This window comes from Frigoribacterium sp. Leaf8, assembly GCF_001421165.1.
GTDB lineage: Bacteria > Actinomycetota > Actinomycetes > Actinomycetales > Microbacteriaceae > Frigoribacterium.
In genome coordinates, this window is record NZ_LMKB01000001.1 from 558150 (window position 1) to 573209 (window position 15060).

The 15060-nt window shown below is 70.6% G+C and carries 12 protein-coding genes; 5 read left to right on the top strand and 7 right to left on the bottom strand.

Annotated elements, in window-relative coordinates:
- Positions 1 to 191: 191 nt before the first annotated feature.
- From ASL10_RS02560 to ASL10_RS02575, 4 genes are all read left to right on the top strand, one after another.
- Positions 192 to 1118 carry an SGNH/GDSL hydrolase family protein gene (locus ASL10_RS02560; RefSeq protein ID WP_157485202.1) on the top strand — a complete coding sequence of 309 codons (927 nt, stop codon included), beginning with the start codon at positions 192 to 194 and terminating at the stop codon, positions 1116 to 1118.
- A 9-nt stretch (positions 1119 to 1127) separates the two neighbouring features.
- Positions 1128 to 2492, top strand: coding sequence for a DNA repair protein RadA (gene radA, locus ASL10_RS02565; protein ID WP_055975569.1), 1365 nt, complete (start codon positions 1128 to 1130; stop codon positions 2490 to 2492).
- Positions 2493 to 3111: 619 nt separating this feature from the next.
- Positions 3112 to 3792 carry a hypothetical protein gene (locus ASL10_RS02570; RefSeq protein ID WP_056044066.1) on the top strand — a complete coding sequence of 227 codons (681 nt, stop codon included), beginning with the start codon at positions 3112 to 3114 and terminating at the stop codon, positions 3790 to 3792.
- A 13-nt stretch (positions 3793 to 3805) separates the two neighbouring features.
- Positions 3806 to 4315: a hypothetical protein gene (locus ASL10_RS02575; RefSeq protein WP_082460091.1), complete on the top strand. Its 510-nt coding sequence runs from the start codon at positions 3806 to 3808 to the stop codon at positions 4313 to 4315.
- A gap of 123 nt (positions 4316 to 4438) precedes the next feature.
- Here ASL10_RS02575 and ASL10_RS02580 read toward each other — a convergent pair whose 3' ends face one another.
- Together ASL10_RS02580 and ASL10_RS02585 are read right to left on the bottom strand one after the other, a co-directional pair.
- Positions 4439 to 5026, bottom strand: a complete 588-nt coding sequence (locus ASL10_RS02580) for an amino-acid N-acetyltransferase (RefSeq protein WP_082460092.1) — start codon at positions 5024 to 5026, stop codon at positions 4439 to 4441.
- A gap of 191 nt (positions 5027 to 5217) precedes the next feature.
- Positions 5218 to 7707 carry an ATP-dependent Clp protease ATP-binding subunit gene (locus tag ASL10_RS02585; protein ID WP_043594568.1) on the bottom strand — a complete coding sequence of 830 codons (2490 nt, stop codon included), beginning with the start codon at positions 7705 to 7707 and terminating at the stop codon, positions 5218 to 5220.
- A gap of 195 nt (positions 7708 to 7902) precedes the next feature.
- Between ASL10_RS02585 and ASL10_RS02590 the strand changes: the two genes are divergently transcribed.
- Positions 7903 to 8901, top strand: coding sequence for an NAD(+)/NADH kinase (locus tag ASL10_RS02590; RefSeq protein WP_082460093.1), 999 nt, complete (start codon positions 7903 to 7905; stop codon positions 8899 to 8901).
- A gap of 250 nt (positions 8902 to 9151) precedes the next feature.
- Here the strand turns inward: ASL10_RS02590 and ASL10_RS02595 are convergent, their stop codons facing one another.
- From ASL10_RS02595 to lysS, 5 genes are all read right to left on the bottom strand, one after another.
- Entirely contained in the window at positions 9152 to 10003 is an 852-nt protein-coding gene (locus ASL10_RS02595) for a serine protein kinase RIO (RefSeq protein ID WP_056044068.1), read from the bottom strand.
- A gap of 303 nt (positions 10004 to 10306) precedes the next feature.
- Complete coding sequence (locus ASL10_RS02600) at positions 10307 to 11290, bottom strand: hypothetical protein (RefSeq protein WP_056044070.1); 984 nt, start codon at positions 11288 to 11290, stop codon at positions 10307 to 10309.
- A gap of 378 nt (positions 11291 to 11668) precedes the next feature.
- Positions 11669 to 12691: a sigma-70 family RNA polymerase sigma factor gene (locus ASL10_RS02605; protein ID WP_056044073.1), complete on the bottom strand. Its 1023-nt coding sequence runs from the start codon at positions 12689 to 12691 to the stop codon at positions 11669 to 11671.
- Between the two features lie 416 nt (positions 12692 to 13107).
- Positions 13108 to 13380 carry a hypothetical protein gene (locus ASL10_RS15460; RefSeq protein ID WP_082460094.1) on the bottom strand — a complete coding sequence of 91 codons (273 nt, stop codon included), beginning with the start codon at positions 13378 to 13380 and terminating at the stop codon, positions 13108 to 13110.
- A gap of 151 nt (positions 13381 to 13531) precedes the next feature.
- Positions 13532 to 15052, bottom strand: coding sequence for a lysine--tRNA ligase (lysS, locus tag ASL10_RS02615; RefSeq protein WP_056044078.1), 1521 nt, complete (start codon positions 15050 to 15052; stop codon positions 13532 to 13534).
- Between the last annotated feature and the right edge of the window lie 8 nt (positions 15053 to 15060).

The following is a 15060-nucleotide window of genomic DNA, read 5'->3' on the forward strand; positions in this document are numbered from 1 at the left end:
AACCCCCACACATGTTTTCGAGACATGATCCTTCGGCCGCTCGGACACGGTACCGAGGACGAGTTTAGTACATCCGGCGGCAGGGACGAAACCGGGGGATTGCTCGTCCACCGCACCGCGCCTCCTCAGGGTTGTGCACAGGGCGCGCGGGCGCCCGGCACGGGCATCGGAGCCCGGCGTAGCCTCGGCCCATGCCCTCACGCCACACCGTCACCGCCTTCCTCTCGGGCGTCGGCGTCACCCTCGCCACCACGGCCGCCGCCGGCGCCGGCGTCAGCCGCTTCATGCAGCGCCGCAACGCAGCCGCCGCCGACCTCAACGCCTTGCTGCCCGTCCACTCCGCCTGGTGGCGCGACCGCTTCGACCGCAAGGGCAAGCTGCTCTACGTCGCGATGGGCGACTCCGCCGCCCAGGGCATCGGCGCCTCGAGCCCGGCCCGCAGCTACGTCGGCCGCCTCTCCGCGTACATGCGCCGCCAGAGTCACACCTCGCTACGCGTCGTCAACCTCAGCGTCAGCGGCTCGACCACCTGGCTCTGCCGCAAAGACCAGCTGCCGAAGTTCGAGAAGTACGAACCCGACGTCGTCACCGTGGCCATCGGCGCCAACGACATCATCCAGTTCAACCCCGAGTCGTTCGAGAAGAACCTCCGCGTCATCTACGGCGCCCTGCCCTCGCACGCCATCGTCGGCGACCTGCCCGCCATGTGGATTCCCGACCGCGAGAAGAAGCTCGTCGAGGCCAACGCCATCGTCCGCCGCGTCGCCGGCGAGTTCGGCCTCACCGTCGCCCCGCTCTACGAGACCACCCGCAGCCAAGGCTTCTTCCGGACCTACCGCAACTCGGCCGGCGATCTCTTCCACCCCAACGACCGCGGCTACCGCGTCTGGGCCTCGGCCTTCGAACCCGCCATCGCCGCCCGCCTCGCCCGCATCGCCGCCGACGAAGCCGCCACCACCCACGAGGTCCGCGAGGCCGAAGCCGTCGCGGCCCACACGGCCGCAGCAGCCGCGGCCCCGACTGCCGGCACCAGCAGCGACACCCCGACGACGGACCCTGCAGGAGGCGCGACCACGTCCCCGACGGACGCCCCCGCCGATGTCGGGGGCGCCTCCTAGGCTGACGGCATGGCTCGCACCACCACTCCCCCGTTCCGCTGCACCGAGTGCGGGTGGACGTCGCTCAAGTGGGCGGGGCGCTGCGGCGAGTGCCAGAAGTGGGGCACCGTCGTCGACGTCACCTCGGCCCTCGTCAGCGCCCGCGGCACCGCCTCGGTCCGCGTCGAAGGCGACCGCGTCGCACGACCCATCACCCAGGTCGAAGCCAACAGCGTCGCCTACTGGCCCAGTGGCATCGCGGAGTTCGACCGCGTCCTCGGCGGAGGCATCGTCCCCGGCGCCGCCATCCTGCTCAGCGGCGAACCCGGCGTCGGCAAGTCGACCCTGCTGCTCGAGGTCGCCTCCCGCGCCGCCGCCACCGGCGCCCGCGTCCTCTACGTCACCGCCGAAGAGAGCGCCTCGCAGGTCCGCCTCCGCGCCCAGCGCACCGGCGCCATGCACGACAACCTGTTCCTCGCCGCCGAGGTCGACCTCTCGGTCATCCTCGGCCAGATCGACCAGGTCGACCCCCAGCTCGTCATCGTCGACTCGGTGCAGACCGTCTCGTCCTCGACCATCGACGGCATCGCGGGTGGCACCTCCCAGGTGCGCGAAGTCGCCTCGACCCTCATCCGCGTCAGCAAAGACCGCAACCTGCCCGTCCTGCTCGTCGGCCACGTCACCAAGGACGGCACCATCGCCGGCCCCCGCCTGCTCGAACACCTCGTCGACGTCGTCTGCCAGTTCGAAGGCGACCGCCAGACCGCGCTCCGCTTCATCCGCGCCCACAAGAACCGCTTCGGCCCCACCGACGAGGTCGGCTGCTTCGAGATGACCGGCGACGGCATCGCCGAAGTCGCCGATCCCAGCGGGCTCTTCATGTCGCGCAACGGCACCCCCGTCAGCGGCACCTGCATCACCGTCGCCATGGAAGGCCGCCGCGCCCTGCCCGTCGAGGTCCAGGCACTCATCGTCGCCAGCTCGACACCTCAACCCCGCCGCGTCGTCAACGGAGTCGACTCCTCCCGCGTCGCCATGCTGCTCGCCGTGCTCGAACGCCGCGCCGGCATCCGCCTCGGCGACGCCGACGTCTACGTCAGCACCGTCGGCGGCATCAAGATCACCGAACCCGGCGCCGACCTCGCCATCGCCCTCGCCCTCGCCAGTGCCAGCCGCGAGAAACCCTTCCCCCAGACCATGGCCGCCGTCGGCGAGATCAGCCTCGCCGGCGAGATCCGCCCCGTCTCCTCCCCCAAACAACGCGCCTCCGAAGCACGACGCCTCGGCTTCACCCAGCTCGTCGACGCCGAATCGGGCAACCTACGCGAAGCGCTCCGCCGGGCCTTCAGCGCCGCGGGCTCCGAACGCGACCGCGAGCTCGACCGGGCTTTCTGAGCCGGCCCGGCCCGCGCCTCCTTACCCGGGACAGCCGCGTCTCTCGGCCCGACCCGCGCCTCGTGACCCGAGGCCGACTCGGGTGTGCTGACGCGTCCCGTGATTCCTGACCCGGGCCCCGGGCCGGGCCCGGGCCGGCCGGCGGACGTACGGTCCCGCACGTCCGACGCCGGGTGCGAGTGGGCAGAAGTTGCTGCTCCCACCAACCCGACGAGCACCTTCTGCCCACTCGACGGCCGCACCCGCACCTGCACGCCCGCACACGAGCACCAGCCCGTCGAGTGGTTCCGAACCGTCCTTCCGACGCACCCGGCGGACGATCCGCGACCACTCGACCCGCGCCTCCGGAACGAGAGCTGCCCAAGCCGGCCCGACCCGCACGAGGCCAGGGCACGAGTGGGCAGAAGATGCTCCTCCCCCGCACACGACGAGCATCTTCTGCCCACTCGGCCCCACGTCCCGACGACCCGAGCACCCACCCCCACCCGACATCTCCCACACCGGGGTACACCCCGGTCGGCGGCCTCACCAGGCACCTGCACCCCGCTCCACGCGGATTCTCAGCCCACACGCCGTGGTGGTCCCGGCCAACCCCCTGACCGGCCCTTAACCTGTGCCCATGTCGACGTTCAAGAACCCGGTCGGGCCGCAACCGCCCTCGGTCTACTGGCGTCGTCGCGCGGTGCTCGCGCTCGGTCTGATCGCGGTCGTGGTCATCATCGTGTTGATCGTCGTCCGCCCCGGGTCCGGCTCGGCAGAACCCGGTGCCGCCGCGACGACCTCCGCGCCCCCGGCCGACACCGCCCCCAGCGAACCGGCCCCCACCGAGACCGCTCCCGCGGCCGACGCCACCGCCGACCCGGCCGACACCTCGACCGAGGGCGCCTCCGACGCCCCGGCCTGCTCGACCCGCAGCATCGAGCTGAAGCCCGTCACCGACAAGACGAGCTACGCCGCCACCGAGCTGCCGCAGATCTCGATGACGATCACCAACTCGGGTCGCTCGGACTGCTCGATCGACCTCGGCTCGGCCCAGCAGACCCTCGTCATCTCGAGCGGCGAAGAGCAGTACTGGTCGTCGAAGGACTGCCAGGTCAACGGCACCAACCAGGTCGTCACGCTCACCGCCGGTCAGACCCTCAGCACTCCCCCCATCGCCTGGGACCGCACGCGCTCCTCCGCCGACACCTGCGAGTCGACCTCGCGCGAACCCGTCACCGCCGGCGGCGCGACCTACCGCCTCGCCGTCTCGGTCGGCGACATCACCTCCGCCGACACCGCCCAGATGATCCTGAACTGACAGTGACCCACCCGTGAACGCAGCCACCCCCTCCTCCGAGCCCGTCGACCCCCGCGAGCCCGTCGACCCGGACGACCGCAACGGCACCTTCCGCTCCGAGTCGCTCGAGCTGGCCCTCGCCGCCCAGGACGCCGCCGCCGTCGCCTTCGCCCTGCGGCACGACGTGGTCGTCGTCCCGAAGCTCGTCCTGCCGAGCGACGCGAGCGCCACGAACGACACCGCCGACGCCGCACCCTCGACCGGCGGCCCCGACGACGGAGCCCTCCCCGACGAAGGCGACCAGGTCCGCGTCTTCGGTCGCGAGAACACCGACAAGCGCATCCTGCTGCTCTTCTCGTCGGACGACACCTACGCCGCGATGGTCCCCGACGACCCGAACCGCCAGGTCATGCTCTACGACGCGCTCTCGCTGCGCGCCTTCCTCGAGGCCCACCTCGACGTCATCGAGCAGGTCTTCTTCGACATCGCCGGCCCGCACACCATGGCCGCCAACCCGGAAGACCTCCTCAAGGCCCTCGGCTAGCGAGAAGCCCCCGAGCCCAGGAGGCGCGGGTCGAGTGGTCCCGAATCGTCCTCCCCAGCGCGACGAGGGACGATTCGGGACCACTCGACCGGCCGCAGCGAACGCGAGTTCGCGCGCGGACGACTACAACGCGGGCAGCGCCTTCAGCATCCGCGAGTTGCCGAGCGTGTTCGGCTTGACCCGGGCCAGGTCGAGGAACTCCGCCACACCCTCGTCGGTCGAGCGCACGAGCTCGCCGTAGACGTCCGGCGGCACGAGACCCTCGTCGCCCACGTTGAGGTAGCCGTGCTTCTCGAAGAAGTCCACCTCGAACGTCAGGCAGAACAGTCGGCCGATCTCGAGCCGACGGGCCGCCCCTTCGAGCGACTCGAGGAGGCGGTGGCCGACCCCCTTGCGGATCCATGCGGCGTCGAGGGCGAGCGTGCGCACCTCGGCCAGGTCGTCCCACATGACGTGCAGCGCACCGCAACCGATCGGCACCCCGTCGGGCCCGACCGCGATTTGGAACTCCTGGACGTCGCCGTACAGCGTCACGAGGTCCTTGCCGAGCAGGATGCGCTTCTGCACGAACGGCTCGCACAGCCGCTGGATGTGCGGCACGTCGCTGACGACCGCGTTCCGCACCGTGATGCCGTGTCGGTCGGCCCCGCCGAGCTGGTCGGCACCGCCGGGACCGTCGACACCGGTGGGCGCGTCTGCCGCGTCTGACATGGGACTCCCTCGAAGACCACGACCCGAGGAGGCGCGGGCCGCCGCCCAGCCTAGCGACGCGTTCGCGACCCGGCCCCGGGTACGCCGAAGGGCGGCCTCCGTCGTGGAAGACCGCCCCGGGCGTCGAAGGCGACCCGCGCCTCCTTCGGTGTTGCTGTCGTGCCGGTGTTGCCGTCGTGCTGGTGTCGCGCCTAGCTCTCGATCTCGGGGGCGTCGCCCACGAGGACCTCTTCGCGACCCGGCTGACGCGAGGTGGCGAAGGTGAACTCTCCGTCGACGAAGTCGACCTGGACGTGGTCGCCCGCGTTGAGTTCACCCTGCAGGATGCGCTCGGAGAGACGGTCCTCGACCTCGTGCTGGATGGCACGACGCAGCGGCCGGGCACCGAGCGACGGGTCGAACCCGATCTCGATGAGCCGCTCTTTTGCGGACTGCGAGAGGACGGCCGTCATGTCGCGGTCGAGCAGACGGTCGGACAGGCGCTTGATGAACAGGTCGACGATCTGCAGCAGCTCTTCTTGGTTGAGCTGCGGGAACACGATCGTCTCGTCGACGCGGTTCAGGAACTCGGGCTTGAAGTGCTTCTTGAGCTCTTCGGTGACCTTCGAACGCATGCGCTCGTAGGAGGTCGCCGTGTCGCCCTCGATCTGGAAGCCGACGGGGCCGCCGGTGATGTCCTTCGTGCCGAGGTTGGTCGTCATGATGATGACCGTGTTCTTGAAGTCGACGACACGACCTTGACCGTCGGTGAGACGACCCTCTTCGAGCACCTGCAACAGCGAGTTGAAGATGTCGGGGTGGGCCTTCTCGATCTCGTCGAACAGCACCACGGAGAACGGCTTGCGGCGGACCTTCTCGGTCAGCTGCCCGCCCTCTTCGAAGCCGACGAACCCGGGAGGGGCACCGAACAGACGCGAGACGGTGTGCTTCTCGCCGTACTCGGACATGTCGAGCGAGATCAGCGCGCCCTCGTCGTCGAACAGGAACTCGGCGAGCGCCTTGGCCAGCTCGGTCTTGCCGACGCCCGTGGGCCCGGCGAAGATGAACGAACCGGAGGGACGCTTGGGGTCCTTCAGGCCGGCACGCGTGCGGCGGATGGTCTTCGAGAGGGCCGCGATGGCCTGCTCTTGTCCGATGACGCGCTGGTGCAGAGCCTTCTCCATGAAGACGAGACGCGAGGTCTCTTCTTCGGTGAGCTTGAAGACCGGGATGCCCGTGGCCTGGGCCAGGACCTCGGCGATGATGCCCTCGTCGACGGTTCCGCCGGCTCCGGCCTCGCCCGAACGCCACGTCTTCTCGAGACGGAGGCGCTCACCGAGCAGCTTCTTCTCTTCGTCGCGCAGCGAGGCGGCCTTCTCGAAGTCCTGGTCCTCGATCGCGCCCTCTTTCTGGCCGCGGACGCCGGCGATGCGCTCGTCGAACTCGCGCAGCTCGGGCGGTGCGGACAGGATCGACAGACGCAGGCGGGCGCCGGCCTCGTCGATCAGGTCGATGGCCTTGTCGGGCAGGAAGCGGTCGCTGACGTAGCGGTCGGCGAGGTTCGCCGCCGCGACGATGGCGCCGTCGGTGATGGAGACCTTGTGGAAGGCCTCGTACTTGTCGCGCAGCCCCTTGAGGATGTTGATCGCGTGGGGCAGCGAGGGCTCGTTGACCTGGACGGGCTGGAAGCGGCGCTCGAGGGCGGCGTCCTTCTCGAAGTGCTTGCGGTACTCGTCGAGCGTGGTCGCACCGATCGTCTGCAGCTCACCACGGGCGAGCAGCGGCTTGAGGATCGACGCGGCGTCGATGGCGCCCTCGGCGGCACCCGCACCCACGAGGGTGTGGATCTCGTCGATGAAGACGATGATGTCGCCGCGCGTGCGGATCTCTTTGGTGACCTTCTTCAGGCGCTCCTCGAAGTCACCGCGGTAGCGGCTGCCAGCGATGAGCGAGCCGAGGTCGAGCGAGTAGAGCTGCTTGTCCTTCAGCGTCTCGGGCACCTCGCCCTTGACGATCGCCTGGGCCAGGCCCTCGACGACGGCGGTCTTGCCGACGCCGGGCTCACCGATCAGCACGGGGTTGTTCTTCGAGCGACGGGAGAGGATCTGCATGACCCGCTCCATCTCTTTCTCGCGCCCGATGACCGGGTCGAGCTTGTTGTCGCGCGCGGCCTGCGTCAGGTTGCGACCGAACTGGTCGAGCACCTGGCTGCCGCCCTGCGCGCCCTGGGTCTGTTCGCCGCCCACGGCCACCGCCTCTTTCCCCTGGTAGCCGGAGAGGAGCTGGATGACCTGCTGGCGGACCCGGTTGAGGTCGGCGCCGAGCTTCACGAGCACCTGGGCGGCGACTCCTTCACCCTCGCGGATGAGGCCGAGCAGGATGTGCTCGGTGCCGATGTAGTTGTGGCCGAGCTGCAGCGCCTCGCGCAGGCTCAGCTCGAGGACCTTCTTCGCACGAGGCGTGAAGGGGATGTGGCCGGTCGGCTGCTGCTGGCCCTGGCCGATGATGTCTTGCACCTGCTCGCGCACGGCGTCGAGCGAGATGCCCAGCGACTCGAGGGCCTTGGCGGCGACGCCTTCGCCCTCGTGGATCAGACCGAGCAGGATGTGCTCGGTGCCGATGTAGTTGTGGTTCAGCATCTTCGCCTCTTCTTGGGCGAGGACGACGACGCGACGGGCACGGTCGGTGAATCTCTCGAACATCTTCTTTGCTCCCTAGGTGGCGGGGTGGTTGTCGCCACCGAATGTGCATCTGGCGCCCGCAGGGTTCGGCACCGGTTTACAGAGAGAGTAACCAGGCCCCGCGGCTTAATCTGCCCCTGTTCGCTGGGGGCATAGAGCAGTGCGCAGGCGGGCTGACGGGGCGCGCTGACAGGGGTGGCGGCTAGCCTCGCGTCCATGGGCAAGTTCACGGTCGGCCTCGTTCCGCACCCCACGAAGTCGGTGCTCGACAGCGTCGAGATCATCCGCGGCTGGACGACCCGCTCACAGGCGCACCTCGTCGCCATGACCTCCGACGCGGCACGGGTCGGCGACGGCGTCGAGCTGGTCGACGAGCGCACCTTCCGCGAGCGCGTCACCGTCGTGGTGGCCCTCGGCGGCGACGGCACGATGTTGGGCGCGATGCGGCTCGTCGCCGAACGTCCCGTGCCCGTGCTCGGGGTCAACTACGGCAACGTGGGGTTCCTGGTCGAGGTCGAGCCGCACGAACTGCCCGAGGCGCTCGACCGCGTCGGCCAGAAGCAGTTCTCGCTCGAGGCGCACCACGCCCTCGAGGTCACGCACTCGGCATCCGGCTTCGAGAACACCTACCTGGCCTTCAACGACGTCTCGGTGGCCCGCCGTCCGGGCGAGGGCGTCGTCTCGGCCGACCTCGTGCTCGACGAGACGCCCTACGGCTACTACAAGGCCGACGCGATCGTCGCGGCGACTCCTGCCGGGTCGACCGCCTACAACTACGCCGCGGGCGGGCCGATCCTGTCCCCCGCGATCGCGGCCGTCGTGGTCACCCCGGTGGCGCCGATGTCGGGCATCGACCGCTCGGTCGTCCTCGGCCCGCGAGAGAAGTTGCGCTTCGAGATCGGCGACGGCACGCACTCGGCCGCGCTCGAGGTCGACGGGCGCGTGGTCGCCGACGTCAGCGAGGGCTGCGTCATCAGGCTCGTGCTGCGGCGCGACGCCGGCCAGGTCATCCGGCTCGACGCCGACCGACACGGTCGCAAGGGCCGCCTGAAGCTCAGCCTGCTCGACCTGCCGTTGCGTGAGGATCAACTGCTCGAGCTCGTCCCCACCGACGTCCGGGCCCGCTTCCGCGAGCGAGCCGAACGCGCCGGCGGCCTCGCCGGCGTCGCGCACGACGACGACACCGCCGTCACCGGCATCAGCCCCCTGCACTGACGCGGCCGCCTCCCAGGGGGATCAGCCCCGGGCGCCGACGCGCCGGCCTTCAGGAGGCGCGGTGCGCGGTGATCGCGCGCCGCGCCTCCTGCACTCTGCCGACGTCGTGCGGCCCGGGGCAGTCGTCACGAACGCGGGCGGGTTCGGCCACGGCGGGCGGTCGTGGGCGCCCGAGTCCCACGAACACGCCCACGCTGCCCCCGCCCGGACCCGGCCCCGGCTCGGCCGTCCAGCCCGGCGCGGCCCCGGCCTAGTAGACCTCGCCCAGCGCCTCGGCGAAGACCTGCTCGGGGTCGCGGACGAACCCGCGTCGGGCGAACCAGGCGCAGACGTTGCGGCAGTCGCGTTCGAGCAGCTCGACGCCGGTCGGGTTGCTCGCGACGTCGACCAGCTGGGGCACGTCGATGGCGACCACGCGCCCGTCGTGCACGAGCAGGTTGTACGGCGAGAGGTCCCCGTGCGCGAAGCCGGCCCGGGCGAAGCCGATCACGATCTCGTGCACCTGCTCGAACAGCGGCCACAGCATGGCACCGTCGTCCTTGATCTGGGCGAGGCGTGGGGCGGCCTCGGCGCCGTGCCCGACGAACTCCATCAGGATCTCGGTGCCGCTGATCTGCACCGGATACGGCACGGCGACGCCGAGGGAGTGCAAGCGGCAGAGCGCGTCGAACTCGGCCGCGGCCCAGAGCCCGGCCTGCACGCGGCGACCGTGCGCCGAGCCGCGAGCCATCGCCCGGCCGTCGCGGGTGTTGCGGACCCGTCGGCCCTCCCGGTACTCCGACGAACGGTGGAAGTCGCTCTGCTCGGGCCCGCGGTACCGCTTCGCGGCCAGCAAGGAGGCGCGGGCTCCGTCACCGGCGCCCAGCACGACGTCCGTCGGCACGGCTCGGTCGATCAGGTGGACGTCGGCCTCCTTGCCGGTCTTGACGACGCCGAGCTCGGTGTCGATCGCGGCCGCGGAGGTCACGACCCAGGCGGGCCAGGGCCGGGGCCCGCGTTCGGTGGGGGTGGCGGCCGGCCAGGTGGACCAGCGCTGGTCGGCGTCGGAGTCGGGGTCGACGGTGGAGAAGGTGGGGACGACGAAATCGTCGGAGAAGGACAAGCGGTGCTCCAGGGGAGGCGTGAGACCGGCCCGGCGGGCGCGACGAGCGTCGCGCGGCTGTCGCTACGGGCGGAGGGTCTCGGGGTGAGTGGGGTACGCGTGGCATGCGTTGACGGCAGTCATGCTCATCACCCCTCTCGTGGAGTGTCTCGTGGCCCGGCCACCTCGTGGCCCTGGTCCGCCCACGGTACCTCCCCGCGCCTCCCCTGTCGACGGTCGTTTCTCTCGGTCCCCCGCCGGTCGAGTGGGCAGAAGATGCTCTTCGGACGGAAACGAAGCGCATCTTCTGCCCACTCGGCCGAGTCACGACAGCAGGCGACGCACGCGGGCGACGAGTTCGTCGGCCCGGCGGCCGCGGAGATCGTCGTCCGTGCACCGGACGGTGCGCCAACCGGCGTCGGCGAACCTCTCCCGGCGCAGGATGTCCTGTCGGAAGCGCCCGGGGTCGCGGCGGTGCTCGTCACCCTCGTACTCGACGGCCACCCCGCACCACGCGTACCGAAGGTCCGGCTTGCCGAGGTAGCGCCCACGGTCGTCGTACGTGCGCACGTTGATCTCGGGCTCCGGGAGCCCGGCCCGGGTCAGGAGCAGGCGGAGCTCGGTCTCCTTCGGCGACTCGACCCCGGGTCGGACGAGTGCGAAGGCCTCTCGGACACGGGCGACGCCACGCCGACCCCGGGCATCGTGGAGCGCACGCTCGAGTTGCGCGACCGGTCGTTCCCGAGCAGCCACGTGGGGGGACCAGCAGCCGGCCAACGCATCTCCGGCCCGGACGAGGTCGGTGAGCGACAGCAGCGAACCGCACTCCACCCACGCCGTGACCGGCTCGTCGACCGGCAGACCGTCGACCCGCGACATCGGGGGCCGGTCGGACGGACCGAGTCCTGCACGACGGTCCGTCGGGTCGGCCCGGGAGGCGGCCGCCCCTGCCCGATGCGTGGCGACACCAGGCCGTCGCGGGCCACGCCCCTCGATCGAGGTGACGTGGAGTGGTTCTCTGCCGTCGCGGACCCACCACGGCACGGGAAGACCCCACAGGCCCAGAGCCGTCACGCGGGTGAACCGCCAGTCGTCGAGCATGACGGGCAGCACGTCGCGGGCCCTGACCGCGATGTCGCGCGGGACGTCGTCGGGATCGGGGTGCCCGTCGACGACGTACCGCACACCGCGGTGCGGGGCCGCGAGATCCGGCCCTCGGAGTCGCCCGATGCCGAGACCGGCACGGTGGGCCTCGTCGACGGCGAAGGGGCGATCGGCGAGCGGGAGGGGGACGACGATGCGCGGCACTCGTCGAGAGTGCCCGCCGGAACGCGACCCGCACCTCCTGATGTCGTCGCTTCGGGATCCGTGCGAACGCGTCGCCTCTGGGGACCAGACGCCGCACGGCCCGAACGGGCAGAAGATGCTGCTCCCGACCCCGCGAAGGGCAAGATCTGCCCACTCGGCGGAAGTGGCCTCCGGCTGACGAGACCGATCGGCGACGAGTGGGCAGAAGATGCTGCTCGGGGAACCCCGAAGAGCATCTTCTGCCCACTCGCGGCTCCGAGGAGGATCGGTGCGGGACACCACGGCACGGCACGAGTCACGACGCGACCCCCGGGCACGACGAAGGGCCGCCGCCCGGGGTGACCCGGGCGACGGCCCTGACGTGGTGCGGCCTGCGACCTACTGCAGGTAGAGCTGGAGGTCCTGGCTGACGGCCTTCGCGAACATGCGGAGGCGGGCACGGCTCTCGACGCGCGAGACGGCCTGGCGCGACGAGTGGACGCGCTTCGAGATCTCGTCGAGGGTCATCGGCTGGTCGTCGTCGAGGCCGAAGCGCATGCGGATGACGCGCGCCTCGTCTTCGGGCAGCGTCGCCACGAGGGCGTGCATGTCGCGGTTGAGCAGCGAGCTCTCGGTGGCCTGCGTGGGCGACGGGGTCTCTTCGTCCTCGATGAAGTCACCCAGTTCGCTGTCTTCGGCATCGCCGACGACGGTGTGGATCGACACCGGCTCGTGCGAACGGGACTTCAGCTCGATGAGGTCGGCGACGTCCATGGCGACCTCTTCGGCCACCTCGTCGACGGTGGGCGCACGGCCCAGGTCGACGGTCAGGTCACGCTCGGCCCGCGAGATGCGGTTGATGCGCTCGACCGTGTGCACCGGGATGCGGATGGCGCGCGCCTTGTCGGCGAGGCCGCGGGCGATGGCCTGACGGATCCACCACGTGGCGTAGGTCGAGAACTTGTAGCCCTGCGTGTAGTCGAACTTCTCGACGGCACGGACGAGGCCGAGGTTGCCCTCCTGGATGACGTCCATGAAGGGCAGGCCGCGCTGCGTGTAGCGCTTGGCGATGCTGACGACGAGGCGGAGGTTCGCGGTGATCATGCGGTCCTTCGCACGCTCGCCGTCGTGCTGCAGCCAGCGGAGGTCGCGGAGCATCTCGGCGTGGGCCTTGGTGCGGTTCTTCTTGACCGCGTCGGCCGCCTGCAGCTCTTTGAGCTTCTCGCCGGCGAACAGGCCGACCTCGATGCGGCGGGCGATCTCGGTCTCTTCCGCTGCGTCGAGCAACGGCATGCGGCCGATGTGGCGGAGGTAGTCGCCGACCTGGTCGGTGGAGGCCCCTCGGACCTGCGACAGGACCTCGACCTCGGTGTCGTCGGTGGCTGTGGTGGTGTTGCGCGTGGTGACGGAAGTGGTCGTCATCGTTCTCTCCCTGCTCGAGTACTGACCTGGTGTCGCGTCGATTAGTTCGTGAAGCTCGTCGGCGTACTTCGAGTCTGGCGTGCGGGGGCGTGCGGAAAAAAGCTGGTGCAGGCCCTGACGGGACTACTCCGAGCGCACGTCCAGAGTTTCGACGCCGACGGGGTACGAAGGCGAACGACGTTTGACAGCAGCCCGGAACGGGTATAGGCGGTCGCTATCACGCCGGGGGTACACATTCCCAGGTCGCTCACCGGAAACTCGGCGGCCGATCTGTCGGGGTACGACGAACGGCACCGCGAGCCCAGGAGGCGCGGTGCCGTGACCTGAGGACGCCCGCGTCACCGGCGCGCCCGTCACGGGCGCACCCGTCACGGGCGCACCCCTCGGCGACCCACCCGGTGGCGGGAGAGGCCGGACTAGACCGTGCGGCGGCCCGAGCGGTCGGACAGGTCCGACCGGTCGGACAGGCCAGAGGTGCCGGTAGCGCCGGCGCGGCCGGACAGCTCACGCGACTCGGCGCGCTCTTCCGCCTCTGCCCGGGCGCGCTCTTCGGCCTCGACCTTGGCGTAGGCGGCCCGCTCGGTGCGGTCGGAGCGCAGCAGTGCCCGGACGATGAACCAGAAGATGAGGCCCACGAGGATGGTGGGCGTCACGGAGAAGACGATGGCTCCGGCAAGGGACTCAGGCACCCGACCAGGGTACGTCGCCCTCCCGGGGAAAACCACGTGCACCTCTCGACGCCGAGACGACGGAGGCGCGGTGCCCGACCGGCACCGCGCCTCCTGCACCCGACGCGCGAGCGTCCGCACCCCCGCGCGAACGCGGGCGCGGGCGCGGGCGCTACTTGACCAGCGGGAAGAGGATCGTCTCGCGGATGCCGAGGCCCGTGATCGCCATCAGGAGGCGGTCGATGCCCATGCCCATGCCGCCGCTCGGCGGCATGCCGTGCTCGAGCGCGGTGAGGAAGTCGTCGTCGAGGCGCATGGCCTCGGCGTCGCCGCGGGCCGAGAGAGCGGCCTGCTCGACGAAGCGCTCGCGCTGGATCACGGGGTCGACCAGCTCGGAGTACGCGGTGGCGAGCTCGAAGCCGCGGACGTAGAGGTCCCACTTCTCGACGACGCCGGGCTTCGAGCGGTGCTGGCGGACGAGAGGGCTCGTGTCGACCGGGAAGTCGACCACGAAGGTCGGGCGGTCGAGCGACGGCTTGACGAAGTGCTCCCAGAGCTCTTCGACGAGCTTGCCGTGGGTCTCGTGCGGCACGACCAGGTCGACGGTGGCGGCGAGCGCCTGCAGGTCGGCGACGGTGGTCGACGGGGTGATCTCGACTCCGGCGGCCTCGCTGAGCGACTCGTACATCGGCACGCGGGCCCACTCGCCGCCGAGGTCGTACTCGGTGCCGTCGGCGAGGGTGACGAGGTGCGAGCCGGAGACGGCCATGGCGGCGTTCTGCACGAGCTCTTGCGTGAGGCGGGCCATCTGGTCGTAGTCGCCGTAGGCCTGGTACGCCTCGACCATCGCGAACTCGGGCGAGTGCGTCGAGTCGGCGCCCTCGTTGCGGAAGTTGCGGTTGATCTCGAAGACGCGGTCGATGCCACCGACGACGGCCCTCTTGAGGAACAGCTCGGGCGCGATGCGCAGGTACAGCTCGGTGTCGAAGGCATTGCTGTGCGTCTGGAACGGTCGGGCCGCGGCGCCGCCGTGCATGGTCTGCAGCATGGGCGTCTCGACCTCGAGGTACTCGTACGAGTCGAAGGTGCGGCGCAGCGACGAGACCGCGGCGGCCCGGGCGCGGACGGTGGCGCGGGCCTGGTCGCGCACGATCAGGTCGAGGTAGCGCTGACGCACGCGCGTCTCCTCGCTGAGCTCGGAGTGCAGGTTCGGCAGCGGCAGGATCGCCTTGGCCGCGATCGACCACTCGCCGACCATGATCGACAGCTCGCCGCGACGGGACGAGATGACCTCGCCCTTCACGAAGACGTGGTCGCCCAGGTCGACGAGCTCTTTCCAGTCGGCGAGGCGCTGCTCGCCGACCTCGGCGAGCGAGACCATGGCCTGGATGCGGCTGCCGTCGCCCGCCTGGAGCGCGGCGAAGCAGAGCTTGCCCGTGTTGCGGGCGTGCACGACGCGACCGGCCAGCCCGACGACGTCACCCGAGCGGCTGTCGGTCTCGAGCTCGGCGTACCGGGCGCGGACCGCACCGATCGTGTCGGTGATCGGCACGCCGACCGGGTACGCCTCGACGCCGGCCTCGAGCAGGCGGGCACGCTTGTCGAGCCGCACCTGCTTCTGCTCCGACGCCTCGCGCGCGGCGGTGGCCGCCTCGTCGTCGGGGGTGGTGGTCGGGTCGGGCGCGGCGGTCATGTGTCAGG

Bases quoted from the DNA above. Each gene is read 5' to 3' on its own strand.
- ASL10_RS02560 (WP_157485202.1), top strand. From the start codon at position 192: ATGCCCTCACGCCACACCGTCACCGCCTTCCTCTCGGGCGTCGGCGTC.
- radA (WP_055975569.1), top strand. From the start codon at position 1,128: ATGGCTCGCACCACCACTCCCCCGTTCCGCTGCACCGAGTGCGGGTGG.
- ASL10_RS02570 (WP_056044066.1), top strand. From the start codon at position 3,112: ATGTCGACGTTCAAGAACCCGGTCGGGCCGCAACCGCCCTCGGTCTAC.
- ASL10_RS02580 (WP_082460092.1), bottom strand. From the start codon at position 5,026: ATGTCAGACGCGGCAGACGCGCCCACCGGTGTCGACGGTCCCGGCGGT.
- ASL10_RS02585 (WP_043594568.1), bottom strand. From the start codon at position 7,707: ATGTTCGAGAGATTCACCGACCGTGCCCGTCGCGTCGTCGTCCTCGCC.
- ASL10_RS02590 (WP_082460093.1), top strand. From the start codon at position 7,903: ATGGGCAAGTTCACGGTCGGCCTCGTTCCGCACCCCACGAAGTCGGTG.
- ASL10_RS02605 (WP_056044073.1), bottom strand. From the start codon at position 12,691: ATGACGACCACTTCCGTCACCACGCGCAACACCACCACAGCCACCGAC.
- lysS (WP_056044078.1), bottom strand. From the start codon at position 15,052: ATGACCGCCGCGCCCGACCCGACCACCACCCCCGACGACGAGGCGGCC.